This window comes from Weissella koreensis KACC 15510, from assembly GCF_000219805.1.
Lineage (GTDB): Bacteria > Bacillota > Bacilli > Lactobacillales > Lactobacillaceae > Weissella > Weissella koreensis.
Genome location: NC_015759.1, coordinates 756,914 through 783,106 on the forward strand (window position 1 = coordinate 756,914; position 26,193 = coordinate 783,106).

Below are 26,193 nucleotides of genomic sequence, written 5' to 3' on the forward strand. Positions count from 1 at the left end.
ACCCATTTTGTTATTTACAATTTGACTATCATTATCTTCTTTATAGACAAAAAAGAGCTAAGCTAATTAGGCCTAACTCTGTTTCAATCTTATTAAGATATACACTATTCTGGAATATTACTCATAGTTTCAGCTAGATGATTTAAATTAACTTTTAATTCCAACTTTTCTTTATCAGACCAATCATTCAAGGCTTCGCGCATTACCTGTCGTCGAGTTTCATTAATGAGGTCATTAAAACGTTTACCATGTTTAGTTAACTCTGTTAAACGAATTCTTGCATCATCTACTGAATAATACGTTTGTACTAAACCTTGTTTTTCCAATTTATCAATTTGCCGACTCACACTGGAATGATTCTTTCCCACCGTATCAGCTAAATTTCCAACACTAGTTGGTTGCATTCTAGCAATACCGACAAAAATTGGAAAGGCTGTAGGGTCTAAATTAATGTGTGCATTTTCAACCATTTTTTTATCACGACTAGGTTTATTAAAAAATGTTACCAAGGCGATCAAGCTTGTAAAAATATCATCTTCTAACATTATTTACCGAACCTTAACTACAGCTCTAGGAGCCGTCGGTGCTACCCAAGCCTCTTGAATCTCAGGTAATGAAAATACTGTTGTAGGAATTTTAAGTCCTTCTTGAGCAACCATGTGGTAAACCCCTGCTATAGACTCTAATAAGTTCAAGACGGATACGCTGTTAATCCCACTTCCAATTAATTCCAACTTTGATGATCTGAAGAGGGCAGATGGTAAGGCAACTTCTTTTTTACCTGCAGCACTTCCAATCGTTATAAATTTAGTTGGTTGTTTATAATCGCTTTTCGCTACTGCTATCATAATTGCCAATGCCGAATCACCCCATAAATAGTCTAATACAATATCTATTCCTGCTGAAGCTAATGGTTTTAAATCCTTAATCATTCCTTCTTTATCAGCTTTTTTAGTTGAATCAAAAGAAACAAATTCATCAGCTTCCAATTCTGACAACTTTTTGTCATCACGACCAGTAACGATAACTTTACCAGCACCTAAATAACGTGCTATTTTTATCGCTAAGCTTCCTGCTGATCCCGTTGCGCCATTTATTAAAACAGTTTGTCCAGGCTTTAAACCAGCCCGGTAAACTAAAGCTGCCCAAGATGACATTCCTGGGTTAGCAATAGCTGCTGCCATAATGTCATCAACTTCATCCGGAATCGGAACGATCATCCTTTCATCCACTACGGTCTGATTGGCTAGTCCTCCATAAGGTGCTTCAGTCATAGCAAAGTATACTCGTCGACCATCAAGGGTATTCCCAACACCATCAACTCCTGGAATAAAATTACTTTGATTATCTACCGAATAATGTTGACCCATAGCTCGCATCTTAGTGAGGTTACTCAATGCCGAAGCATTTACATTAATCAACACTTGGCCCGCTTTAGCCACTGGTTCTGCATAGTCACCATAAGTTGGTATCTGTCCAACTTCATTTATAATTGCTGCTTTCATGATTATTAACCTTCTTTGTTAGTTCAAATTGGTGCATCTTGCACTAAATTAGATTATATTCCTTTTGCGTGCAAAATGCACTTAAAAATAAATACATTAGTCTTTTTGATTTGATTATTACAATTTTTAATTTTGTACAACAAAAAAAGAGCTTTAAATTTAAAGCTCTTTTTAATTTAATTATTCATCTTTGGCAAACCGAACAAAATCCTTTAATCCACCCTCTAGCCACATTCTAACTGCAGGTTCAGGAATATTTAAATCATCATAATCAGCCGGAGATAAGATATAGCGCACGGCACTTTCTTCATGCCGCTCATGTTTTTCAACCCATTTAGGATCAACCATCAGCTGAATACCCATAGCAACAATATCAGTGCCTGCATCCATGGCCTTTTCAGCTTGCGCAGCATTTCGAACTCCACCAACCGTAATCAATGCAACATCATCATTCAAAGCTTCATTAAACATAGTTACTAAAGGCGTTTTTATATCTTGATCTACAAAAGGCGTTCCAACTGCTTCAAATTGAGACAAATGAATATAATCAAGCTTTCCACCTTGACTGATAGTTTTAGCTAATTCTATTGAATCATTATAATGATATCCACCCTCAAAGGTTTCTTCTGGGCTCATTCGATATCCAATAATAAAATGATTCGTTGCCATCTCAGATACAATTTCAGATATTTTATCGATTAATTCTAAAATAAATCTGTATTTATCTCCCCATTTATCCTGACGTTTATTTGATTGACGTGAGAAAAATTGTTGCGGTAAAAATTTATTCGCCCCATGAATTTCAATCCCATCAAATCCGGCCTCAATTGCTCTTCTTACGGCCTGAACATAAGATTCTATTACTTGCTCAACTTCTTCACTTGTTAACGCTCTTGGTAACTCACCTCCATTGGGATCTGCAATTGGAGAAGGACCAACGGGTTGTTTTCCGTTTAATAAATTATGATTAGTTAGACGACCAGAATGATGTAACTGTAAAACTGCTTTTGATCCACCATTTTTTATACCAGTTGCAATCCTTGATAATCCTTTAATCAGACTATCATCAGCAATACTTATTTGTCCTGGAAATCCCTTACCTAATTCCTCTATATAGGCTGCTTCAACAATTATCATCCCTGGTCCACCAGCTCGAGTTGCGTAATATTTAATTTCATCCTTAGAAACATGCCCATCATAAAAAGATGAATCCAAAGTTGTCGGTGCCATAGCGATTCGATTTCTAAGATTTGCACCATGCTTTAAAGTAATCGGGTTTAAGAATTTATATGTCATAATTATGTTCCTCTTTTTATTTAATATTTACATTAAATACCCTCGCCCTAACTATAAGGCAAATTTTTTTAATTTATGGGAATCATTTTCACAGTCGCTGCTGAAACAGCTTCACTTGTCATTAAGTCTAAATAGGAATTATATTTTTGTCTAAATGCTTTATCAACATTTATTTTTGTTTTAATGTCTGTTGGGAACTCCAAAATAACATCTTTTTCAACACTACCAATAACTATATGTGCTTTTTTAGCTACCAATGCTGCTTGGTACCATTTACTGGTTACCCCACTGGCACCTCTAGCATAGAAACTTCCATTTGATGACACACCCCAAATGTATGTTGGTTTATGCATCTTTCCTTCAGCATTTGGAATTGAAATAAATAACGAATCTTCTTGATCAATCGCATCTAATTCTTCTTGAGTCCACATAATTTCTAATTCTCCATTTCTTCATTCATTAAATTTTTTTCAATTTTAATCATATGCGAGTCATAGTTATCTATTTTAAATTGTATATGTTCACGTGTCTGTTTTAATTCAGATATTTTTTCATCTAACTCGTCTTTAGTTTCTTCCAATAAATTAATTCTACCTTTAATTGATGAATCACCTTGTGAAACAAGTTTTGTATAATCAATTATTTTTTCAACATGTACGCCAGCATGCCTTAAATCCCGCGCAAAGTTAAGCCATTGTATTTCCAAATCGCCAAAAACTCTATTTCCATTTTTATCTCTCGGAATTGGAGGAATTACACCTAATCGTTCATAGTATCGAATAGAATTTGGCGTTAGGCCTGAAATATTTGCTACTTCTTTAATATTCATAATTACCTCTCTTTTATACAACATATAACACCTTTGCCCTGACTATAAGGCAAGTAATTTTATTTAAATATGTTTCATACTAAATTAATAAAAAATCTAACTAATGTTTAGCTAGCTTTAATTTCGATTAATCATGTTCATTTAAAATAACTTCTTTCATTAAATGAATTAAATCATGAAGAAATAATCGATCATCAGACTTCAAATAAGCAAGACCATAGGTTATTTTCACTTCACTCTCAAGTGGAACGCTAGCAATTTCAAGATCATTTTGATCAATTACAAAACCTGGAAGAATCCCAATTCCTTGTTGACCTTTAACCATTGTGACTAAGGTATTTGCCGTCTCAGCTACATTGAATTTACGTTTTGGACCTAAGTCTTTCAATGTCATTTGTACCTGATCAATTGCTGGTGGGGATTGACGAGGATTGAAATAAATAATATCACTATTTATCAAATCATCAATTGTTAAAACCGACCTTTTTGCCAGACGATCAGTTACCGGTAATAATACTTTGAAATTTGATTCTAAAATCGGTTCAAAAGCAATATTTTTATTGATTCCAACATTATCATCCGTTGTTAACAGTAAATCGAAACGCTTGCTTAATAAAGCATCCACACTACTATTTAAATTAAAATTATGAAGAGCCAGATTAACATTATCTAAATCGGTGGCCATCCTTTTTAGTAGTTTTGGCAAAAACATTTTTTCGAACGGAGTATTTGTATATCCCAAAGTAATATTATCAAAAAAATCCTGTTGCTTAACTTGCGTGACTGTTTGCTCAATTCGCAACATAATATCACTAATATTGTGATAAAAAAATTCACCTTCTGCCGTTAGTGAGACTATTCCTTTGTTTCTGTTAAATAATTTTTTAGTCAATTCTAATTCTAGTTGCTGAATATTTTTAGTAATAGATGGTTGGGTCATATGCATTTTTTGCGCTGTTTCTGAGAAATTCAGGGTTTCTGCCACATTGATAAATACATTGATTTGTGTAAAATTCATATTCGTCATTCCAATCAGTTATAGGTTATAACAAGGAGTAATTTATTAAATCGAGTTCATTGTGATATTATTAACTTATAAATTAAAAATAAAAGAGGTTATTATTATGCGTTATATCGTTACTGGTGCCGATGGAAAATTAGCAGGTCGTGTTGCCGAAATTATGTTGAAAAACGTTAGTGGTGATCAACTTACTTTCACTTGTTATGACATGAACCGTCTTCCTGCTGATAAATTAAAACGTTGGCAAGATGCTGGTGTTCGCGTTGTTGAAGCTGATTATAATGATAAAGAATCATTAGTAAAAGCTTTTGCTGATGGAGATCGACTCTTCTTAATCTCTGGATTAGATGTTGGTAAGCGTGTTCAACAACACAAAAATGCAATTGATGCAGCAATTGAAAATGGCGTTCAACATATCACATATACTTCATTCGTTGGAGCTACGGATCCAGCTTATGAACATGTCTTTGTAACTCCAGACCATACTGCTACTGAAGAATACCTTGAATCTACTGGGATTCAATATGCCGCCCTTCGAAACAATCTCTATCTTGAAACATTCATGACAATGCGCGCCATGCTTGCATTTATGTCTGATGGACGTTGGGTTACAACTGCCGGTGAAGGTAAAGCAACCCTAGTTCATAAGGATGATTGTGCCGCTGCCGCTGCCGCTGCTCTTCTTGGTAAAGGTGGAGACCGTAAAGTATTTAACATCGTTGGTTCACAAGCAATTTCAGTTCGTGAGCTTTGCGAAATCATCGCTAAACGCTCTGGTGTAGATCTTGAATATGTTCCCGCAACCCAAGAAGAATATTATTCATATCTTGAGAAATTAAATATTCCTCATGACATGAGTGGTGACTTTTCAAAATCTCCTGCTCCATTCAGCGCTAATGATGTTGTAGATAACGATCAAGCTGTTGGTGATGGTTTGTTTAATGTCGAATCTAATGATATCGAATTCTTAACAGGTAACAAGCCTAAAACTGCCATGGATATTGCCGCTAATTTTGACTATATCTGGCGTGATAACATTACCAACTGGCGACAAATGAAGTAATTCAATTAACCTTTAATGCTCATCAATTTAAAATTGATGGGCATTTTTAATTACAATATATTTTAACTATATTCCAAGTAATTTAAAACATCAAATTAAGTTAATCAACCAAATATTATTAAAGTTATGATTACTCATATCTTACTTTTATATCAAATATAAAATTTTGTATTAATTTAAAAAATCATCCTGAAAAAAAATTTAATGATTCACGTGAAACATTAAAAGCTTTATTTTCTATTTATTAAAAATTACTGCTATACTTATTTTTAATATAAAAAAGGAGTGTTTTATGGAATTTAATTTTATCATTAAACTATTATTATCTGTCGTTTTAGGTATAGCTATTGGCTTAGAGCGTCAAACTCGCTTTAAATCAGCTGGGGTTAGAACCCACGCTCTAGTTTCCTTGGGCGGCGCTTTAGTGATGATTATTTCAAAATATGGATTTATGGATCTTTTAAATCTAAATAACATCGCTTTAGACCCATCACGAATTGCTGCTCAAGTTGTTAGTGGAATTGGATTTTTAGGGGCTGGACTAATCATTGTTAAAGGTGATAAGTTTCTCAGTGTCTCTGGTTTGACTACAGCCGCTGGTGTCTGGGTTACTTCTGGAATTGGAATGGCTGTTGGTGCAGATATGTATATCTTAGCAATTAGTGGTACTGTTATTATTATTATCTTGCAATTGATTTTATATAAATTTAAAGATTTTAATCTTCATACTATCTACCATGTTCGTATGACCAGCTCTATCGATGATGAACAGGTCAATGAATATCTAAGCCAAATTAGATCAAATAAATTCAACCCAGTTATTGATGCAATCAAATTGGAGCACAAACAAATTAGTACTGAATTAACGGTGGTTCTATCAAATACTGATGATTTGATTGATCTAAAACAATCAATGCCAAATAACATTTTTATCGAAATTACTGGTGAATAATTCAGTTATTTATATCAAAATAAAAAAACGTTAATCTTTAAATAATTAAGGGTTAACGTTTTTTTAGTTATTAGATATTTATTTATCAAAACTTATGACAACTTTACCAGAAGTCCCACCGGCAGCTACTAATTGAAGAGCTTCTTGTGCTTGATCTAACGAAAAGACCCGTTCATCAATTGCAGGTACAATTTGACGATCTTCTATAATTTTTGTAATTGTCTTTAATTGTTGACCACTAGAGCGAACAAAAATAAAACGATATTCCACTCCATACTGCTTAGCTAATTTATCAAGCTTAGATCCCACCAAACTAAATAATATTTGCTTCCATTTAGAAAGATCATGTTCCACAGCAAACTTTTTATTAGGTCCTCCAACCAGGCTTAATATCTTTCCACCTTTTTTCATAATTTTCATTTCACGTTCAATTTCTTTAACACCCAAAGTATCAATAACGTAATCAATTTCAGAAAGTATTTCCCAATAGTTTTCCTTCCTAAAATCTAAATACTGATCAGCTCCTAAATTCATAATGTGATTACGAGCTGCTTCATTCCCTGACACTATTACTTTTAATCCCATTGATTTTGCTAAAGGAACTGCAATTTGACCAAAACTACCTGAGCCTCCTGGAATAAAAATAGTTTTTCCTGATTCAACTTTCAGCTCCTCATTCAAGGCTTGATATGCTGTCAATCCTGTTAGTGGAAACGCTACCGCCTGTTTCGCTGACAGATTACTTGGCGTATGCCAAATTGCATCTTCAGTAATAGAAACATATTCACTAAATGCCCCAATTTTATTTAGTGGTAAACGACTATAAACTTGATCCCCAATCGCAAAATTTTTAACTTCAGATCCTACTTCAACGATTTTTCCGACAACTTCATTCCCAAGCGTTAAAGGCATCCGATAATTTTGAATTAACTTTACACTACCATTAATATTCATGATATCCAAAGGATTAACTGCTGCATATAAAGGAGCGATCATAACCTCATCTGGTTGTAAGCTAGGGCGATCAATTTCATTAATTTCAATTTTTATTTCTGAACTATTTTTCTTTATTTGTGCCGCTTTCATATTTAATCCTCTATAGTTTTCCATGGCAATGTATCAATAATATCTTCAACGATCTTAGTTAATATTTCTGATTTTGTGTCTAATTTGATTGATACGCGAATTCCGATTAATGCTAATTGCAATCGATTAGCTAATGTTTCAAGTGAAATAGATGGCATTAATTCATAAGTAGCCTTTTTTAAAATTTTCAATATTAAGTTTGTCTCTTGTTGCATATAATCATTAATAATTGCATTAACATCTGGATCAACCTGTGCTAACTCAGTTGCTGAATTAACGATTAAACATCCTTTTGGTTGTTGTTCATCATGGGTTTTTAGAAAAAATGAAAACACTTCATTTAATTTAGTTCTTAGATCCTTTGAATCAGTTACCACATCAATAAATTGTTCTTCTAGATATTGGTGATAATACTCCAAGACACGCAAGAAAAGACTGTGTTTATCACCAAATGTAGTATAGATACTTCCTCGATTAATCTGCATCACATCTACTAATTCTTGCATCGATGTATTAGTATAACCTTGCTCCCAGAATAAGTTCATAGCTTTTGTTAGCACATCATCTTGATTAAATTCTTTTACTCGACTCATCATGTCCTCTTTCTGGAATGTTCGTTCAATTATAAATCAGACTCTCTAAATCGTCAATTTTTAATGCCTCATAATTTATATTATTTCATTTAACCGTTTAAAAATACACCTATAAACATGCTTAAACGCTTGTTAAAAGATGTATAAGATTTGATATTAGATAAATATTATTCTTTTAATATGACTTTTATTTATCGTGTTGGTTATGCCAGTCTTTTATTTGAATTAATCTATCTTTAAAACGTCCTTCTCTTCCCTTATTTGTAGGAATATAGTATTCATGACCTTCTAAAGAATCTGGCATAGTTTTCATAGTTGTTAATTTATCTTTAGCATAGTGTGCTAATTCGTAACCTTTACAATATCCTAAATCCTTCATAAATTTAGTTGGCGCATTTCTGATTTGTACTGGAACTGGTTCGTTTTTAGTTTGTTTAACATCTTTTGCTGCGGATAAACGGGCCTTATAAACTGCATTTGACTTTGGTGCCAATGATAAATAAGTAACTGCTTCAACTAAATGAACATCACACTCTGGCATCCCAATAAATTGACAAGCTTGAAAAACATTTACAGCAATGTTCAACGCATTAGTATCTGCTAAACCAATGTCTTCGCTTGCAAATATCAATAAGCGCCTCGCGATATAGATTGGATCCTCACCACCTTCAAGCATTCTTGATAACCAGTATATTGCAGCATCAACATCACTATTACGCATTGATTTATGTAGGGCTGAAATAATATTATAATGTTCTTCCCCATTTTTATCATAAAGTACAAACTTTTTAGTAATTAATTGGCTTAAATTGTCCATGCTAATAGTAATAACGTTTTCATTTTTATCACCATTCAGCACTGCCATCTCTAACGTATTTAAGGCCATCCTAGCATCACCATCAGAAAAATTAGCAATTGTTCTCATTTCATCTTCGCCAATTTTAATTACCTGTTCCCCATAACCATTGGGGTTAACAACTGCATTTTTAATTAGTACTACAATATCCTCTTGTTGTAACTCTTTCAGAATAAATACTTTACAACGTGATAGTAAGGCTGAATTGATTTCAAAAGATGGATTTTCCGTTGTTGCTCCAATTAAGGTAATGCTACCACGTTCAACATATGGTAGAAAAGCATCTTGCTGAGCCTTATTGAATCTATGAATTTCATCCACAAAAATCATGGTTTTTTGTCCTATTTCTCGATCTAATTCAGCCTGTTTCATAATCTTTTTAATATTGCTAATGCTACTATCTACTGCACTAAATCTCAAAAAATTAGATTGTGTTTTTAGAGCTATAATTTCAGCTAATGTTGTTTTTCCAACTCCTGGTGGGCCCCAGAATATCATTGATGAAACCTGATCATTTTCGATGATTTCACGTAAAATTTTATCAGGCCCTAACAAATGACCTTGACCCACAAAATCGTCCAGGTTACGTGGGCGAACTCTATTGGCCAAAGGCATATTTTCAAATTGATTAGCAAAAAGCGACCCTTGTTGCATGAATAAAATACCTCCTTTAGATAAAATCGTTATATACTAAATGATATTCTGTAACGTATGGTTACAGTCAAATGAGAGGACTTTATTAATATGTTAAAAATCAGTGAAATGGCCAAATTAGCTAACACTACCCGCCGCACCCTCATTTTTTATGACCAAATCAATATTTTCAAACCTGCACAAATTAGCAACGCTGGATACCGTTATTATGATTATAATCAACTATATGATCTTTTATTTATTTTAGGACTTCGTAGTTTAAACATATCTCTTGATGAAATAAAATTAATTAGGTCAGATTCACCAGCATCTACCACCTCTCAATTATTAAATACCCAAATAAAAATAGACGATAAGATTACCGAACTTTTACGCATTAAAAAAGTTATTCGTAATAGAATTAACATTAAAAATTCAATTAATGTGAATGAATTATATCAGCCCTTAATAGCTACTAGAGTCACCCATGTATTTTGATGTTCTCGTCAATCCGTTGACTGTACTGAAGAAGTTGCCCAACTATTTTCAGAATTCTACAAGCAACTTGATTATTTAACAGTTATGGATACTAAACATTTGGGATTATTAACTAATCTATCGCTTGATAATCCCACTGGATACATGGATGCTTCATTTCTAATTCTCAAAGAATCATCTAATGATGATAATAAAGTTTTGATGCCATTAATAGAAAAAGAAGCTGGTCAATATGCTAGCATTTTAGTAGAAAATACTACTGATGGTATTAATCTAGGTTTAAATAAATTAAAGCTATTCTGTCAAAATAAAAAAATTCAAACTGACGATCATTTATGGCAAATTAATTCAGATGATACTTTGATTGAAAATGGGGCTTCTAAATATGGTTGGCTAGAATTTCGTACTATTAGCAATACAGAAAAAAATTAAATAAAAAATAGGACTATAAATTTATAGTCCTACTTTATTAATTATTTACGCTTTTTTTCTAATAAATATAATAGTGATAGCATACTAGTTAATACAATTGAAACTACTACACCCATCGTCAACTTATTATTTGCTTCTGTCTGTGGTAAGTTTACACCTTGCATAACTTTATCTAGATCTGCCCCCGTTTTGGCGTTATTAATTCGATTAGTATAGTCTTGCTTCTGGTCCTTATCAAGATTATTCAAGTCATTTATCTCTTCAATCGCATTCTTCTTGTCGTCAGCTAGCTTATCTGCCGCTGCCTTCTCATCTGCAGCCTTCGCTGCATCTACGATCTTTGTGATTTCATCGGCTGCCTTAGCCCCATTTACTTGATCTATATAGTCTTGCTTCTGGTCCTTATCAAGATTATTCAAGTCGTTTATCTCTTCAATCGCATTCTTCTTGTCGTCAGCTAGCTTATCTGCCGCTGCCTTCTCATCTGCAGCCTTCGCTGCATCTACGATCTTTGTGATTTCATCGGCTGTCTTAGCCCCATTTACTTGATCTATATAGTCTTGCTTCTGGTCCTTATCAAGATTATTCAAGTCGTTTATCTCTTCAATCGCATTCTTCTTGTCGTCAGCTAGCTTATCTGCCGCTGCCTTCTCATCTGCAGCCTTCGCTGCATCTACGATCTTTGTGATTTCATCGGCTGTCTTAGCCCCATTTACTTGATCTATATAGTCTTGCTTCTGGTCCTTATCAAGATTATTCAAGTCGTTTATCTCTTCAATCGCATTCTTCTTGTCGTCAGCTAGCTTATCTGCCGCTGCCTTCTCATCTGCAGCCTTCGCTGCATCTACGATCTTTGTGATTTCATCGGCTGTCTTAGCCCCATTTACTTGATCTATATAGTCTTGCTTCTGGTCCTTATCAAGATTATTCAAGTCGTTTATCTCTTCAATCGCATTCTTCTTGTCGTCAGCTAGCTTATCTGCCGCTGCCTTCTCATCTGCAGCCTTCGCTGCATCTACGATCTTTGTGATTTCATCGGCTGTCTTAGCCCCATTTACTTGATCTATATAGTCTTGCTTCTGGTCCTTATCAAGATTATTCAAGTCGTTTATCTCTTCAATCGCATTCTTCTTGTCGTCAGCTAGCTTATCTGCCGCTGCCTTCTCATCTGCAGCTTTCGCTGCATCTACGATCTTTGTGATTTCATCGGCTGTCTTGGCACTATTAACTTGATCGATATATCCTTGCTTTGTCTCGTCATCCAAGTTTGGCAATGCCGTAATCTTTTCTATCGCGTCTTTCTTTTCTGCTGTTAAGTCATCGACTTCTTGGTCGGCATTTCGCGCCTTTTCTAGAATATCGTTTACTTCACCTACTGTTTTAGCTCCATTTACTTGATCAACATATCCTTGCTTTTCTTCTGCAGTAAGATTATTCATATCATTAATTTCTGTTACTGCATTTGTTTTCGCGTCATCCAAGATCTTCTTATCTGCAGCTGTCGCTGCGTCCACGATCCCTGTAATTTCATCCGCTGTCTTGGCGCTATTAACTTGATCGATATATCCTTGCTTTGTTTCGTCATCTAAGTTTGGCAACGCTGTGATCTTTTCTATCGCATCTTGCTTTTCTGCTGTTAAGTCATCGACTTGTTCTTTTCCAATAAAGACATTACTTGATCCTGAACTATTTGTGAAAAGATCAACCGTGATAAAATTTGGATTAGCCATCGTTCCAACGAACTTTTCAGTATTCACCTTACCATTATCCAAATTATCAGCTGTTTTAATTGTTACTGGCATCACCACAGTAGTGGATCCAAATAATGATATATTAGCTATTTGATTAAATAAATCACCACCAGACTTCAAACCAGTCTTTGAAACTTCTAAGGCATCTATTGCTAATTTCTTCGGTACAGCTAAGGCCGTATTAGCCAAGCCGGAACTAAGTCCTCCAGTAAATGTCGTATTATTAACAGCCGTCTCCAATTGACTCAATGCAGTTACTAAATTATTAGCAATAATTTCACTACTACCGGTCCCAATATCAGCTGATAAATATGTTCCATTATCTTGAATTGAGGTATTATAACTACCCGTTGTGGAATTCAAAGCTGTTTCAACTGCATCTAAAGCATTATTAACACCAGTCAAATCAGCATGTACTCCTGGATACAATCCTTGTAATCGATTAACTTCATTTACCAATGTATGAATTAAATCCAAATTTGTTTTTAACAAAGCAAATTTATCCAGAGGGACAGTTATATTAGTTGTAACTTGAGCTGGCCCATTGGCAACAACTTTCCCTTGTAATTCAGTAGGAATCCCCAAAACCGCATATTTTTTATTATCACCTAATAGTGAAACATCAACGGCACTTCCCCCGCTGATTGTGAAATTAACATTATTATCTTGTGAGGGATCCAACCCACTTTGCGCACTCGTTCCGCTATTATTACTTGTATTAATATCAGAAAACAATTCACCATGGACAACTGCAGCCTCAATAGAATGACTAATATTATTATTAAAGCCCAAAATATCATTAATTGGACCTACTGCCCCACTAGATCCAATGATCGCTCCTATCATTAAAGAAGCTACCCACATTTTTTTAGATTTATATAGTTTTTTTCTAGTAATCCGATTTTCACCTACTACTAAATTTTCGAGAGTCTTTTTCATAATTTATTTACCTCCAAGTTAGGAACATCCGTTAGTTGTATAGTCATTTATTTATAGATGTGAAAGCTTTTAGTATCAATTAATCCGAGATTTACCTATATTTTAACATATAAATTAAAATTTTTTAATCTTATTTAAATCCACAAGCAATACTTTTTTAATAAAACATCATATATCCTTATCAAACCGGCTTTTTATCCTTTTTTGTTTATTGTAAATAAAAAACGAAATGAAAATAAATATTTTCATTTCGTCATAATTTTTTAATGAAATTGATTTAAAATATTCAAAATCTCAATACTGTTTTTTTGCATTGCATAATCTGCTGCAGTCCGCCCTGAATTATCCGTAATTGACTGGTCTGCACCATGCTGTAATAATATGCGTGTAATATCTTGATATATTTGATTATTTTCTCGAAGCCCCACAACCTCAATTAAAGCAGTATATCCAAAATTATTTTGATAATTTATATTTTCTTGTCCATAATCTAAAAGTAATTTAACGTTATCAATATGTCCCTTTTCTGCTGCTGGAATTAAAGCATTGCCACCATAACGATTATGCTTACTTAAATCTGGTTGCGAATTTTTTAACATCTCTCGTAAAATTTCCGTTCTTCCCTCAGCCCCAGCATATAAATAGGGACTGTCTTTCATATCATTTTGAAGGTTAATATCAGCACCTTTATTAATTAATACTTTAGCAATTTGGACATCATTATTATGAACAGCTAAATTTAATGGGGTATTTCGGTTGGAATCTAATTCATCAATTTTATAATATGGTGTATTCACAATTAAATTAACTTTTTTTAAATTATGTTGATTCACAGCTAAGATTAAATCTCCTGTTCTATACTCATTTCTTTGACGACTTGATTTATTATCAATTTTAGAAACTTTAGTTGAACTTTCATTATCCTTACTAATTGTCACTTCTTTTAACTGAAAAAAAGTATATATTACGCCACTTAATAAAAAAACACCTAAAACCACTAAAAACACCTTTTTATTCATATTATGTCTCCCTTGTTATTTAATTTATTACGTATACAAAAGATATTTAATTTTTTTCATTAATATCAATTCAAAAAAATTAAATCCATCTTTATGTTAGCAATGAGTATAATATTAATTATAAAGATATGGGGAGGATTTAAAATGTGCACTAGTATCAAAATGCAGGCTAAAGACGGTAGTTTAATCTTTGCTCGGACAATGGACTGGCATCCATTCAATCCCCAAGTTTTAACCATTCCCAAAAAATATCAATGGGTTAGTACTACTGACACTAGCAAAATTTTAATAAATAAATTTAAAGTCATGGGCGTTGGACATGATATTCCTAATATTCATGTTGATATTTCAGATGGCATTAATGAACACGGATTAGCTGTCCAAAAGTTAACTTCTAATCAACAATTTAATAATGATACAAATATTTTTAAAAATGACCGAATTTCTCTAGCTCCTTTTGAAGTAGTTACTTGGATCTTAGGTAACTGTACATCAGTAAATGATGTTATAGATAAAATAAAGAACATTCAAGTCATTCCTGATATAGATAAAGATCACGCTATTCTAGGTCAAAACCTTCACTACGCCTTAACTGATCCAACTGGAAAATTAATTAATCTTGAAACAATAGGCGCTCAGTTAAGAGTTGTCAAAAATCCAATTGGCGTTGTGACAAATTCACCCAATTTGCAACGAGAAATAGCTAAATTAGATCAATTTTTGGATTTTTCAAAACCTGCAACTCATTTAAATGCCATAGCCAGTGATGATTTTAATGGAAAACATACCATGCCTGGCGGATTTAATCCTTCCGCACGTTTTATTCGGGCCACTATTTTAAAAGAACACGCAATTACTCCTGAAAATCGTGATGAAAATATTATTGAAACATGGCATATTTTAGACAGTGTTAACGTCCCAAAAAGTCATAATCGTTCTGATACATACACGATTTATCAAAGTGCGGTTGATCTAACTTCTCACCGTCTTTATTTTCAAAAATATGATGATTTATCTATTTCAATTTATGACTTTAACTAAATAATAAGCATCTAATCAATAAGATAATATTTTTGTCAGTTATAATTAACATTTTCTACTTAAAAAATAATCCAGACGTATCAATAAAATTCATCAGAGAGGCTAACTTGATTTCTAATTAATGATAAAATTATGCAAGAACATTTATATAAAGAGGATCACTATATGGCAGAACATACTAAAGCATTTTATAAAGCACATAAGAATGACCCTAAATGGGCCCAAGAATATAAAAAATTTCGTCAAAAGCAGATGGACACTTTTGCCTCACGTCTTCTCGTCTCTTTAGTCGTATTGGACTTGATTTTAGCTGTAATAAGCATCATTAAGTAAAAAGAATTAATTAATTTTGAAAGCATCGACATCAATGTTGATGCTTTTTATATGAAAAAAACCGTAAGCATTGAACTGCTTACGGTATTATCATCTTATTAAGACTTAATTTAAATAACTAAACTAATGTATCATAAATTTCATCACTAACTGGTTCCAGCCATTCTGGTGTTCCAGTAGTAATCGCAATATGTTCAAACCAGCTATCTTTTTTAGCACCGTGCCAATGCTTAATTCCATCAGCTGTAACAATTCGATCACCCTTCTTCAAGGATACTGCCGGCTTACCTTCTTCTTGATACCAACCTTCACCAGCCGTTACCAATAAAATTTGATATCCATCATGATGAATATGCCAATTATTTCGTGAACTTGGTTCAAATGCAACGACACCAACACCTAAGTCCCCTGTGGGAGCTTGAATTAAGTTAGTTAAAAATGTGTCCCCAACAAAATATTCCCCATACGGATTTGGTTGTCCAGCTTCAAAAATAGTTCCATCTTTAATTTCATTATTTTTAATCATCTTATTTTTCCTCCTGATAAACTTCTTGAGCAACCTTAAAAGCTGACCATGCTTTAGGCCATCCAACATAAAATGCCAATTGTGTAATTACTTCAGAAATTTCATCTTTTGTAATTCCATTTGCTTTTCCTTTTTGCATATGGAAACTCAATTGTTCAAAGGCTCCCGTTGAAATTAAAGCTGTAATAGTAATTAAACTTCGATCTCGCCCAGCAAATTGTTCTTCACGTGACCATACTTGACCAAATAGAACATCATCATTTAATTCGGCAAATTTAGGCGCAAATTCACCTAAAGCATCATGTCCCGCAGTTACTTTTTCACTCATTTTTATTCCCCCATTACTTTTTCTATTCATTAGAATTAATTTAGCTCATTATCTATAATAAATAAACTTTTTTGTATCTAAATTAATCCACTAACTTAACGCGAAAAGTTGCATTTTGTGGTCCTTTTGCAATCATTGGCAAAAGATAACGACTATCCGCATATTTTAAACGATAACCTTCATCGATTTTATGGATTAATTTTTTATTTTGTTCTATTGCAATGTATTCAAATTCAGCTTGATATTTTTCCCCGCCAATTTGTACAATACCTTCTTTTTGTTGACGTGCAGATTTAAACCATCTGGAGTTTTCTCCATTCCAAGCTCGAATATAAAGGTTATCATCGGCCACTACAAACCAAATCCACGTTAATTTACCAGTCGTTTTACCGTCTTCATAATACGGAGCAACATGTAAATCATCAAGTTGCATAAATTTATCAACCTGTTGTTGCGTTAATGCCATAAAGCTAACCTCCCTCGCTCTATTTTTAGTCTAACGCATTCATATAATCATTACCAATGATTAGTTTTTATAGTAAACTATTCCTAGAGGTTATAATCAATTATGGAAATTAGAGTCCTGAAATATTTTTTAGAAGTAGCCAATTTAGGTACTATAACTGCTGCAGCAAATAAATTAAATATAACGCAACCTGCGCTTTCAAAACAAATTAAGGTCCTAGAAAATGATTTAGGCGTTAAATTACTTGATCGTGAAAAAAAGCCTTTACGTCTTACTAATGAAGGAATTTATTTAGCTAAACAAGCTGAAACTATTTTAAACTTAACCGAAAAAACAATTTTAAATATAAAGAGTAATGATGTCATTACCGGAGAAATTACTATTGGGGCCGCTGAGACTCCGTTGTTTTCAATTATAATTGCGGCTATAAATACCATGCAGAATGTATATCCCAACGTTACCATTAATCTAGTCTCAGGAAGTTTAAATGATTTACTAGATAGATTAAATCATGGATTACTTGATTTTCTATTTGCGCTCGATTTTAATGTAAAAGGTCAATATGATTTTATTGATTTACCTCAAAAAATTAGGCGGGGAGCTTATTTGAATCTAGATCATCCAGAATCAAATCAAATTAGTATGCCCACTAATAAATTATTACAATATCCATTAATTATTTCCAGAAATCCAATCTGGAAAGATTATCTAGGAGCACTTACTAATAAAACGATCAATGAACTAAACATTAAAATGACCTTTAATTTGATCGGTAATGCTATTCTATACCCTAAATTAAATTCTAATGTTATGCTAATTGGCATTGAAGGATTAATTGAAAGCCCCGAAATAAAATTTATCCCCCTTGATGAAAAAACTACATCAACTGGAACTATCATTTGGAATCACACACCCTTTTTATCTGCATTACATGAAGAATTTATATATTATTTAAACCGACAAATTGATGATTTAAAATAATGTTTATTCTTTACAATGTTTCACATGAAACATTTATCTCAACACTACTATCCCTAATTTTAAAATAAATATATCTTTCATATTAAAGGAGCTTATTCATGCCTGAAAGCATTAATTTACTCGTAACACTTGATGAAAATTATCTACCCCATCTAAAAGTAATGTTGTTTTCATTACATCAAAATAATTTAGAACAACTTTTTGATCTATGGCTCCTGCACGAAAAGATTCCTGATCAAAAATTAATTGAACTAGAAATACTACTTAAAAAATTAAATATCAACCTACATTCCATTAAAATTACAGATCAACTCTTTGCAAACGCGCCAACTGTTGAACGTTATCCTCGAGAGATGTATTTTCGTCTTGCCTGTGGTATTTTGTTACCAGATAATGTTAAACGTGTCATTTATCTGGATCCTGATATCCTAGTAATTAATTCCATCAAGCCGCTATGGGAACTAGATCTAGAAGGAAATGTTTTTGCTGCTTCGGTCCACGCAGGTTTAACTAATATTTCAAAAGGCATAAATAATATTCGTTTACAAACAACTAACAATTATTTTAATTCTGGGGTCCTTTTGATTGATGTTGCTAAAGCTCGTGAAGTCGTTAAATTAGATGATATTTATCGCACCATTCAAAAATATGGTGACTATCTATTACTTCCAGATCAAGATGTAATGAATCATCTTTATAGTCATGTAACACTCGAAATTAGTGAAGAAATATGGAATTATGATACTCGTCGCTCTAATATATATTTCACACGTAATATCAAAAATTTCAATATGCAATGGGTTGCTCAAAATACGGTTATTTTACATTTTTGTGGCAAGCCAAAGCCATGGACCGGGAAAAATAATACCCGTTTTGGTTTAATTTATTCTCATTACCAACAACTTCTCAATCAACTTGAATTAAATTAATAAGCTAAAAATAACGATCAACGGTTATTTTTCCTCCAAATGCTTTATACGCATTTTTCTTGAAAATAATTTATTAATTTAAAATAAACAATGATTACGTTTAACCTAAATTAGACTTATTTAATGATCTTTATCCGACTTATAAGGTTTAAAACATAACCCTCTCTTTATAATTTAAAAATTAATCAGTATAATAAGCATAAATACATTCAAGAAGGTGGAGATAAACAAAAATGGCAGAGACATACGCAGTGGTCGGACTGGGACGTTTTGGTAGTTCATTATTAGAATCACTAATCAGCGATGGTCAAGAAGTCTTAGCAATCGATAATAATACTGAAATGATTCAAAATTATATGGGATTAGCTACGCATGCTGTTATTGCTGATGCTCAGGATGAAGAATCTCTCCGTGAATTAGACTTAGCTTCTTTTGATCATGTTATTGTAGCCATTGGTCATAATCAACAAGCTTCAATTTTAGCAACAATTATTTTAAAAGATATTGGATGTAAGCATGTTATTGCTAAAGCAGAAAATAATCTACATGCCCGCGTCCTTAATAAGGTTGGTGCTGATGAGGTAGTTCGGCCTGAACATGAAATGGCTCAACAAGTAGCCAATCGCTTAGTATCACCTAACTTATTGAATTACATTTCTTTGAGCGATGATTATTCAATTGGGGAAATTAAAATCACTAATTTTTCATTCATTAATCAATCCTTAGCTGATTTAGATATTCGATCTAAGTATGGATTAAATGTCATTGCAGTTAAAGCCCATGATCAACTATCAGTTTCACCCGAAGCCGATTATGTCTTAAATATTGGTGATGTTTTAACGGTTATTGGAACCAGTGAAGACGTTCAAAAATTCGATCGATTAGTTTCTGGAATCAAACAATAATTTTAATCACCCCCGGCATTACTTGACGCTTCTAAATAGGATCGCTATAATAATCTAATTAATATCAATCTTATGAAGAAATTATTAAAGATATCAGCGTATTGTTTTAGCGAACTTGTGGGTGGTGTAAACAAGTACATACCGATATTTAAGGAAAATAATGGAGTAAGATTGTAACAAGTAAATCAATTAAGTTGCTTAAATCAAGTCTATTGATTTAAGAAATAGGGTGGAACCGCGTTTTTAAGATTGATCCAATAACGTCCCTATGTCAAAAATATTTTTGGCAAAGGGTTTTTTTTATGCCCCTTTGTTTCATATGAAAAAGGAGTAAATATGTCTGAACAACGTGAATTAACCCGAGCACTTTCAGCTCGTCATGTCCAAATGATCGCTCTAGGTGGGTCAATTGGGACAGGCCTTTTTTTAGGATCAGGAACTGCAATCCATTCAGCTGGACCGGCCCTAATTCTAGCTTACCTAGTTACCGGAATTTTTGCCTTTTTAATGATGCGTGCCGTCGGTGAACTTCTTTTATCAAATTTAAAAATTCGTTCATTTATTGATTTTGCAAAAATATATCTTGGAACAAAATGGGAATTTGCTATTGGTTGGGCCTATTGGTTAGCTTGGGCTAGCTTAGCTATGGCCGACCTTACCGCCACTGGTATTTATATACGTTACTGGCTACCCAATGTCCCGCAATGGTTAACGCCACTTATTGTAGTCTTAGTCTTAGTGGCACTCAATTTAACCACCGTCAAACTATTCGGTGAAATGGAGGCTCTATTTGCATCAATTAAAATCATTGCAATTTTAGCTTTGATTGCAAGTGGTTTAATCATGATTATGACTGGTTTTCATCAAGGTCATAATGTGGCTTCTTTTCAAAATTTAATTAGCCATGGTGGTTTCTTCCCAAAAGGCCTTAAAGGTTTTATTCTAGCTTTCCCAATGGTTATCTTCTCTTTTACCGGAATTGAAATGATTGGTTTAACCGCTGGTGAAACAAAAAATCCTAAAATTGATATTCCTCGTGCGATTAATGCTGTCCCTATTAGAATTGCACTTTTCTATATCGGTGCCATTACTATTATCATGGCAATTTTTCCATGGAATCAAATTACAACAACTCAATCCCCATTTGTGCAAGTTTTTGCCAGCTCTGGGATTAATTTTGCTGCTGGAATTATTAATTTTGTCGTTTTAACCGCCGCACTATCAGCCGCTAATTCAGCCATTTTTTCAACATCACGAACTCTCTATGTATTAGCAAAAAATCGTTTAGCCCCTCATTCTTTAGCACACTTATCAAAAAACAATGTACCGATTACCGGAATGCTTGCTTCAGCCATTGTTTTCCTAATTGTCGTTTTACTTAATTATTTTTTCCCCAGTCAGGCTTTTAATTTGATTACTGGTGTTGCTAATACTTCATTCATCTTTGTTTGGATACTTATTTTAATCACTCATTTGAAATATCGTAAGACAAACGCTCAATTAAATTCTTTCAAGATGCCTTGGTTTCCATATACAGACTACCTCACGATTATTTTTTACATATTTATTATAATAATTTTAATTATTAATCCTTCAACTACATTATCAGTGATACTAACTTTTGTTTTCTTTGCTATCATGCTCGGTGGATATCAAATCTTAGACCGTCGAAATAATAATTCGAGCTTTTAAACTTTCTTTTTATTAATTATTTATAATATTTACTAGCCTATCTGATTGCTTAGTTCTATCAAGCCCATAAATTGTGCTACAATAACAAAAAACAGTTAAGAAATGGGGAGTTTATTCATGAAAACTTTTAAATCGATTATAACATCATGGGTTTTACCAATTTTAATCGGTTTGGCATTGGCCTTAATCATCCGGCAATTTTGGTTTACGATTGTTCGTGTTGATGGGACTTCAATGGAACCTAACTTAGTTAATAATGAACGGGTCCTAGTTTTACGCCCATCAGAAATTAAACGTGGTAGTGTCGTAGTTTTCAATGCTCAAGGCGTTGATCCAGCTGTCCAAAATAAACTTGATTATGTTAAACGTGTTGTTGGATTACCTGGAGACACGGTTTCTGCTAAAGATGGTAATCTCTATGTTAATGATAAAAAAGTTGATCAATCTTACCTTCCCAAATCTGAACGTGAAGCAACAAATAGTGTAAACAATGTAGGAAATTGGGATAATTTATCTGAATTAGGTCAACATATGAACTGGGTTAAAGATAGTCAAACAATTACTGTTCCAAAAGGAAAATATTTTGTTCTAGGTGACCATCGTTCAGTTTCAAATGATTCTCGTTATTGGGGATTTGTTCCCAAAGATAAAATGTTTGGAGTCGTTAAAGTTGGTTTCTGGACCAAGGCTGAACCAAAAGATGCAATTAACCAACAATATTTACATTTCTTTGATACCAAATAAATCAAAAAAACGCATCGTTTAGGAATTAATCCTAAAACGATGCGTTTTTTATTAAAATTAGCAAAAGCATCAATATTACTTAAGCATGAATTAGTTGCGTTTCTTTGACCGCTTAGCTTTATTAATTGCTCGTTCGCGGTCCTTAATAGCTTTCTTCTTAGCTTCACGTTCGCGACGAATCTTGAATGGATTTTGAATTGTCCAAGTTTGGATCGCTTGGAATGCATTTGAAACAACCCAATAAAGAGACAAAGCTGATGGAACGTTAATCGCAAATAAGAAAATCATAACTGGCATGGCATATGTCATTGTCGATGTCATTGAATTTCTCTCAGGCTGACCCAACATCACCAAATATGATGATACAAAGGTAAATACGGCTGCCAACAAAGGAATAATATAAGTTGGATCATGTTGTCCCAATTGGACCCATAAGAAGGTTCCAGTTTGTAATTCTTTTGTATTGAAAATAGCTTGATACAATGCAATCAAAATTGGCATTTGAACAATTAATGGGATTAATGAAGTAAAGGGACTAACACCCGCTTCTTTGTACAAAGCTGTGGTTTCCGCTTGCATTTTCTGCATTTGATCCGTATCACGTTTATTAGGGTACTTTTCTTGTAACTTCTTAATGGCTGGTGCAATTTCTTGCATCTTAACCATTGAACTAGTTTGGTGTACCATCAAAGGTAAAATCAAGATTCGAATTAATAATGTAAAAATAATAATTCCAAATCCATAACTATTTCCAAACCAACTTGATACACCCATAATTGAACGAGCAAAGTTACCAATAATGGTACCCTTCCAGAATCCATGACCAATTGCTGGACCTTGGTACATCAATGCAGCTATTACCATAATGATAAGGGCAACTAATGCTGCAAGTACTGACTTTTTATAATTCATTAAAAAAGATTTGATTTTTGACAAATTCATCTTGTTCTCCATTATTAATCTTTAGTATCGGTTTCAGCAACAGGCACTTCTGTAAATAGATCTGCTAATTTAAACACATGGACAATATTATGCTTAATTACATCCATTGGTTGATCATGCGCAGATGGTCGAGCAATCACTAAGATATCAACATCAGTTTTTAATTGGGGTTTTAATTCCAAAACACTTTGACGAATTCGGCGTTTAACCCAAACTCTTTCATGACCACGTAAACCAACTTTTTTTGAAATCGAAATTCCTAGTCGCAAATGTTTTTGAGCTGGCTTTTCCATAACATAGACAATAAACATCTTATTAGCAACTGAATTATGCTGTTCAAAGACGGCTTGAAAGTCCTTTTCTGTTTTAACGCGAAAACTCTTGCGCATGTTGTTCTCCTTAATTTCAAAATGATTTAATTTCTCGATCGAATTGGTGTTTCATCGATCCAAATAAATTTTTTCTTTTTTTAAATAAAAAAACACGGGTGATCCCAGCCAAATAGCCGGAATCACCCGTGTTAGTTATTATCAGTTTCCTAATAAAGGCGCTGCCGAATTAGGCTGACAATACCTTGCGGCCCTTTTGGCGGCGACGTGCAAGCACTTTGCGCCCGTTACTTGTGCTCATGCGCTTGCGGAAGCCGTGCACGCGTTCGCGGTGACGCTTCTTTGGTTGATATGTGCGCTTCATGTGATTACACCTCCCATTCGTAGTTAGATTTTTTCTGCTTTTTTCAATATCAAAAACAATTCAAGGATTATAATACCATTTCTATAAAAGTAAGGCAAGCTCAAAACCTTCGTTGTAATTTAAATTAATTTAATTGAAAAATATAGTTATCCAAAATGTAACTTTCCGTTATGTTCATAAAAAAATAAAAATCACAGAGAGTTATGTAGTTTTCCACAAAATCCACAGTTTTTCCACAATATTAACAGGGTGTTTACAGGTGTTCCTATTGTTCCTGTGGAAATGTGGAAAACTCTGTTGATAACCTGCCATGCCCACATAGCTTTTACACAAATGGCTCTGTATAACACTTTATTTTTATACTTTTTTCACATCATGTAACTTTTTGTGAGTATTTTTTTAAACAACCCTGTGTATTCTTGGATAACTTTTTCAACAAACTGTTAATATCTCAATGTGTTATTTTATTCGTCAAAATTTTTATTTCGCACAATTTTAACCTGTGGAAAACTACGCTAAATCCTGCTACAATAACATATGTTTTGAGCGAAACGATTTCGATTATTTCGCATTTTTTATTTAAAAGATGAATTTTTAAAAATACTTAATACTTATACTAAGGAGGAGCACATAATGGACCACACTCAACTCTGGGATGCGATTAAAACTGAACTACGAAAAAGTATCGGCCCGGGGATGTCTTTTGATAATTTTGTTGAGGGTCTGACGCCGATTCGATTAATTCAAACTCCCAATAACTCCGACCAGCTATACCTTTCAACGACACACAAAAACGTCGCAAATGAATGGAAACCAAATGGTCAATATTATAATCAATTCCTCAGTGCTTCAATCCAAGTCACCGTGGACTTACTTGGCAATCCAACCTTAATTTTACCGGTTGTCAGCTACATTGAAGTCACAGCTGAAAAAATAGTCCCCACCCAATCCACTACAGCCGAACAACTTGATCTAAATCTTTCTGATAATATAGGGTTAAATTCAACTGAATCACGGCTAAACCCTAAATATCGATTTGATAGTTTTATTGCTTCAACGCCCAATCGTGAAGCTAAATCCGTTGCTGAAGCAGTTGCTGAACACCCTGGTCAAGAGTGGAATCCCCTTCTTTTATATGGAAATTCTGGTCTAGGCAAAACTCATTTAATGCAAGCAATTGGAAATGATCTTCTAATAAGAAACCCTAAAGCAAGCGTTAAATTCATTACAACAGATGATTTTATGAATGATTGGACCGACGCTTTACGATTTAATAAAACCAACGAATTCAAAAAAGAATATCGTAATGTCGACCTACTACTTGTTGACGATATTCAATTATTGGCTGATAAAGAAAACGTTCAAGAAGAATTTTTCAATACTTTTAATGCCATTACACGTGATGGTCACCAGATCGTTTTGACATCTGACAAATTACCAAAAGACATTAAAGGAATCGAAGAACGTCTTGTTTCACGCTTTGCGATGGGATATTCAGCCAATTTGACACAACCAGATCCAGAGACAAAAATTGCAATTCTAAAAAATAAAGCTGAAGAATCTAGTATTGAAATTTCATATGATGTTCTTTCTGAGATTGCCAATGCCGTTAACACCAACGTCCGTGATTTAGAAGGTGTTTTCAAAAAAGTAGTTGCTAAAATTAAAATTAGTAATTCTGAAGTAACAGTTGACGCCATCCGTGAAATTTTGAAAGATCTTAATTTTGAACGTTCAAACATAATAACAATCCCATTAATTCAAGAAGCGGTTGCCTATTACTTTGATTTAAATATCAGCGATTTAACTGGAAAAAGTCGTGTGAAAGAAATTGTTATTCCTCGTCAAATTGCTATGTATCTTTCTCGCGAGATTACCCAAGAATCATTACCAGCCATTGGCCGAGCCTTTGGTGGTAAAGATCATACAACTGTTATGCATTCAACTAATAAAATTGAAGAAAATATGCTAGATGATGCTAAACTGGAACAACAAGTACAAAAAATTAGAGCCTTAGTTCAACACTAGCCTGTGGAAAACTAAAAAGTTATTATTAATTTATCCACAGATTTTTAAACATGCTTTAACTCTAGATATTACTTTAGTTATTATACTTTTACACAGTTTCCACAGGGCCTAC

General features: G+C 33.5%; 29 protein-coding genes. 12 read left to right on the forward strand and 17 right to left on the reverse strand.

The genetic code is table 11. The annotated features are described in order from the left end of the window. Positions 1 to 104: 104 nt before the first annotated feature. From WKK_RS03690 to WKK_RS03715, 6 genes are all read right to left on the reverse strand, one after another. Entirely contained in the window at positions 105 to 545 is a 441-nt protein-coding gene (locus tag WKK_RS03690) for a MarR family winged helix-turn-helix transcriptional regulator (RefSeq protein WP_013989511.1), read from the reverse strand. A 3-nt stretch (positions 546 to 548) separates the two neighbouring features. Further along, a complete protein-coding gene (locus tag WKK_RS03695; protein WP_013989512.1) occupies positions 549 to 1,505 on the reverse strand; it encodes a quinone oxidoreductase family protein in 957 nt (318 codons plus the stop codon). Between the two features lie 180 nt (positions 1,506 to 1,685). Continuing rightward, positions 1,686 to 2,801 (reverse strand): oxidoreductase, encoded by a 1,116-nt coding sequence (locus tag WKK_RS03700; RefSeq protein WP_013989513.1) that lies wholly within the window; start codon positions 2,799 to 2,801, stop codon positions 1,686 to 1,688. Positions 2,802 to 2,869: 68 nt separating this feature from the next. Further along, positions 2,870 to 3,232 carry a DUF2255 family protein gene (locus tag WKK_RS03705; RefSeq protein WP_006846183.1) on the reverse strand — a complete coding sequence of 121 codons (363 nt, stop codon included), beginning with the start codon at positions 3,230 to 3,232 and terminating at the stop codon, positions 2,870 to 2,872. Positions 3,233 to 3,237: 5 nt separating this feature from the next. After that, a complete protein-coding gene (locus WKK_RS03710; protein ID WP_006846184.1) occupies positions 3,238 to 3,630 on the reverse strand; it encodes a MerR family transcriptional regulator in 393 nt (130 codons plus the stop codon). Between the two features lie 127 nt (positions 3,631 to 3,757). Then, entirely contained in the window at positions 3,758 to 4,648 is an 891-nt protein-coding gene (locus WKK_RS03715) for a LysR family transcriptional regulator (protein WP_013989514.1), read from the reverse strand. 106 nt (positions 4,649 to 4,754) lie between these two features. On the opposite strand from WKK_RS03715, the gene WKK_RS03720 reads away from it, so the two are divergent. Both WKK_RS03720 and WKK_RS03725 read left to right on the forward strand, forming a co-directional pair. Continuing rightward, positions 4,755 to 5,714 (forward strand): NmrA family NAD(P)-binding protein, encoded by a 960-nt coding sequence (locus tag WKK_RS03720; RefSeq protein WP_006846186.1) that lies wholly within the window; start codon positions 4,755 to 4,757, stop codon positions 5,712 to 5,714. A gap of 292 nt (positions 5,715 to 6,006) precedes the next feature. Beyond that, positions 6,007 to 6,666 carry an MgtC/SapB family protein gene (locus WKK_RS03725; protein ID WP_006846187.1) on the forward strand — a complete coding sequence of 220 codons (660 nt, stop codon included), beginning with the start codon at positions 6,007 to 6,009 and terminating at the stop codon, positions 6,664 to 6,666. Between the two features lie 78 nt (positions 6,667 to 6,744). Here WKK_RS03725 and WKK_RS03730 read toward each other — a convergent pair whose 3' ends face one another. From WKK_RS03730 to WKK_RS03740, 3 genes are all read right to left on the reverse strand, one after another. Further along, a complete protein-coding gene (locus WKK_RS03730; RefSeq protein WP_013989515.1) occupies positions 6,745 to 7,752 on the reverse strand; it encodes an NADP-dependent oxidoreductase in 1,008 nt (335 codons plus the stop codon). Between the two features lie 2 nt (positions 7,753 to 7,754). Further along, the gene (locus WKK_RS03735) at positions 7,755 to 8,345 is read right to left on the reverse strand and encodes a TetR/AcrR family transcriptional regulator (RefSeq protein ID WP_013989516.1); all 591 of its coding nucleotides are present in this window, start codon (positions 8,343 to 8,345) and stop codon (positions 7,755 to 7,757) included. 187 nt (positions 8,346 to 8,532) lie between these two features. Next, positions 8,533 to 9,855, reverse strand: coding sequence for a replication-associated recombination protein A (locus WKK_RS03740; protein WP_013989517.1), 1,323 nt, complete (start codon positions 9,853 to 9,855; stop codon positions 8,533 to 8,535). A gap of 90 nt (positions 9,856 to 9,945) precedes the next feature. On the opposite strand from WKK_RS03740, the gene WKK_RS03745 reads away from it, so the two are divergent. Beyond that, positions 9,946 to 10,332, forward strand: a complete 387-nt coding sequence (locus WKK_RS03745; RefSeq protein ID WP_006846191.1) for a MerR family transcriptional regulator — start codon at positions 9,946 to 9,948, stop codon at positions 10,330 to 10,332. An 84-nt stretch (positions 10,333 to 10,416) separates the two neighbouring features. Further along, complete coding sequence (locus WKK_RS03750; RefSeq protein ID WP_006846192.1) at positions 10,417 to 10,764, forward strand: hypothetical protein; 348 nt, start codon at positions 10,417 to 10,419, stop codon at positions 10,762 to 10,764. A 41-nt stretch (positions 10,765 to 10,805) separates the two neighbouring features. Here WKK_RS03750 and WKK_RS03755 read toward each other — a convergent pair whose 3' ends face one another. Continuing rightward, positions 10,806 to 13,454, reverse strand: coding sequence for an adhesive domain-containing protein (locus WKK_RS03755; protein ID WP_013989519.1), 2,649 nt, complete (start codon positions 13,452 to 13,454; stop codon positions 10,806 to 10,808). 263 nt (positions 13,455 to 13,717) lie between these two features. After that, positions 13,718 to 14,473 carry an ankyrin repeat domain-containing protein gene (locus WKK_RS03760; RefSeq protein ID WP_013989520.1) on the reverse strand — a complete coding sequence of 252 codons (756 nt, stop codon included), beginning with the start codon at positions 14,471 to 14,473 and terminating at the stop codon, positions 13,718 to 13,720. A gap of 144 nt (positions 14,474 to 14,617) precedes the next feature. On the opposite strand from WKK_RS03760, the gene WKK_RS03765 reads away from it, so the two are divergent. Together WKK_RS03765 and WKK_RS07210 are read left to right on the forward strand one after the other, a co-directional pair. After that, on the forward strand, positions 14,618 to 15,514 hold the full coding sequence (locus tag WKK_RS03765) for a linear amide C-N hydrolase (RefSeq protein ID WP_013989521.1): 897 nt from the start codon (positions 14,618 to 14,620) through the stop codon (positions 15,512 to 15,514). Positions 15,515 to 15,679: 165 nt separating this feature from the next. Continuing rightward, positions 15,680 to 15,847, forward strand: a complete 168-nt coding sequence (locus WKK_RS07210) for a hypothetical protein (protein ID WP_013989522.1) — start codon at positions 15,680 to 15,682, stop codon at positions 15,845 to 15,847. A 118-nt stretch (positions 15,848 to 15,965) separates the two neighbouring features. On the opposite strand, the gene WKK_RS03770 is transcribed toward WKK_RS07210, so the two are convergent. The 3 genes from WKK_RS03770 to WKK_RS03780 all read right to left on the reverse strand — a co-directional run bounded on the left by WKK_RS03770 (position 15,966) and on the right by WKK_RS03780 (position 17,167). Next, on the reverse strand, positions 15,966 to 16,373 hold the full coding sequence (locus WKK_RS03770) for a cupin domain-containing protein (protein ID WP_006846197.1): 408 nt from the start codon (positions 16,371 to 16,373) through the stop codon (positions 15,966 to 15,968). A 1-nt stretch (position 16,374) separates the two neighbouring features. Then, a complete protein-coding gene (locus tag WKK_RS03775) occupies positions 16,375 to 16,701 on the reverse strand; it encodes a carboxymuconolactone decarboxylase family protein (RefSeq protein ID WP_006846198.1) in 327 nt (108 codons plus the stop codon). A gap of 82 nt (positions 16,702 to 16,783) precedes the next feature. Next, on the reverse strand, positions 16,784 to 17,167 hold the full coding sequence (locus WKK_RS03780) for a DUF2255 family protein (RefSeq protein WP_006846199.1): 384 nt from the start codon (positions 17,165 to 17,167) through the stop codon (positions 16,784 to 16,786). 102 nt (positions 17,168 to 17,269) lie between these two features. Here WKK_RS03780 and WKK_RS03785 point away from each other — a divergent pair, with 102 nt between their 5' ends. From WKK_RS03785 to lepB, 5 genes are all read left to right on the forward strand, one after another. Then, on the forward strand, positions 17,270 to 18,148 hold the full coding sequence (locus tag WKK_RS03785) for a LysR family transcriptional regulator (RefSeq protein WP_013989523.1): 879 nt from the start codon (positions 17,270 to 17,272) through the stop codon (positions 18,146 to 18,148). Between the two features lie 98 nt (positions 18,149 to 18,246). After that, entirely contained in the window at positions 18,247 to 19,077 is an 831-nt protein-coding gene (locus tag WKK_RS03790; protein ID WP_006846201.1) for a glycosyltransferase family 8 protein, read from the forward strand. Between the two features lie 233 nt (positions 19,078 to 19,310). Continuing rightward, the gene (locus WKK_RS03795; RefSeq protein WP_006846202.1) at positions 19,311 to 19,982 is read left to right on the forward strand and encodes a potassium channel family protein; all 672 of its coding nucleotides are present in this window, start codon (positions 19,311 to 19,313) and stop codon (positions 19,980 to 19,982) included. A gap of 336 nt (positions 19,983 to 20,318) precedes the next feature. Beyond that, a complete protein-coding gene (locus WKK_RS03800) occupies positions 20,319 to 21,674 on the forward strand; it encodes an amino acid permease (protein ID WP_013989524.1) in 1,356 nt (451 codons plus the stop codon). Between the two features lie 117 nt (positions 21,675 to 21,791). Beyond that, entirely contained in the window at positions 21,792 to 22,418 is a 627-nt protein-coding gene (lepB, locus tag WKK_RS03805; RefSeq protein ID WP_013989525.1) for a signal peptidase I, read from the forward strand. A gap of 90 nt (positions 22,419 to 22,508) precedes the next feature. Here lepB and WKK_RS03810 read toward each other — a convergent pair whose 3' ends face one another. The 3 genes from WKK_RS03810 to rpmH all read right to left on the reverse strand — a co-directional run bounded on the left by WKK_RS03810 (position 22,509) and on the right by rpmH (position 24,053). Further along, positions 22,509 to 23,360 carry a YidC/Oxa1 family membrane protein insertase gene (locus WKK_RS03810; protein ID WP_006846205.1) on the reverse strand — a complete coding sequence of 284 codons (852 nt, stop codon included), beginning with the start codon at positions 23,358 to 23,360 and terminating at the stop codon, positions 22,509 to 22,511. 14 nt (positions 23,361 to 23,374) lie between these two features. Beyond that, positions 23,375 to 23,749 carry a ribonuclease P protein component gene (gene rnpA, locus WKK_RS03815; RefSeq protein ID WP_006846206.1) on the reverse strand — a complete coding sequence of 125 codons (375 nt, stop codon included), beginning with the start codon at positions 23,747 to 23,749 and terminating at the stop codon, positions 23,375 to 23,377. Positions 23,750 to 23,918: 169 nt separating this feature from the next. Continuing rightward, a complete protein-coding gene (rpmH, locus tag WKK_RS07090) occupies positions 23,919 to 24,053 on the reverse strand; it encodes a 50S ribosomal protein L34 (protein ID WP_002828338.1) in 135 nt (44 codons plus the stop codon). Between the two features lie 633 nt (positions 24,054 to 24,686). Here rpmH and dnaA point away from each other — a divergent pair. Continuing rightward, positions 24,687 to 26,081, forward strand: coding sequence for a chromosomal replication initiator protein DnaA (gene dnaA / locus WKK_RS03820; RefSeq protein ID WP_013989526.1), 1,395 nt, complete (start codon positions 24,687 to 24,689; stop codon positions 26,079 to 26,081). Positions 26,082 to 26,193: the final 112 nt, after the last annotated feature.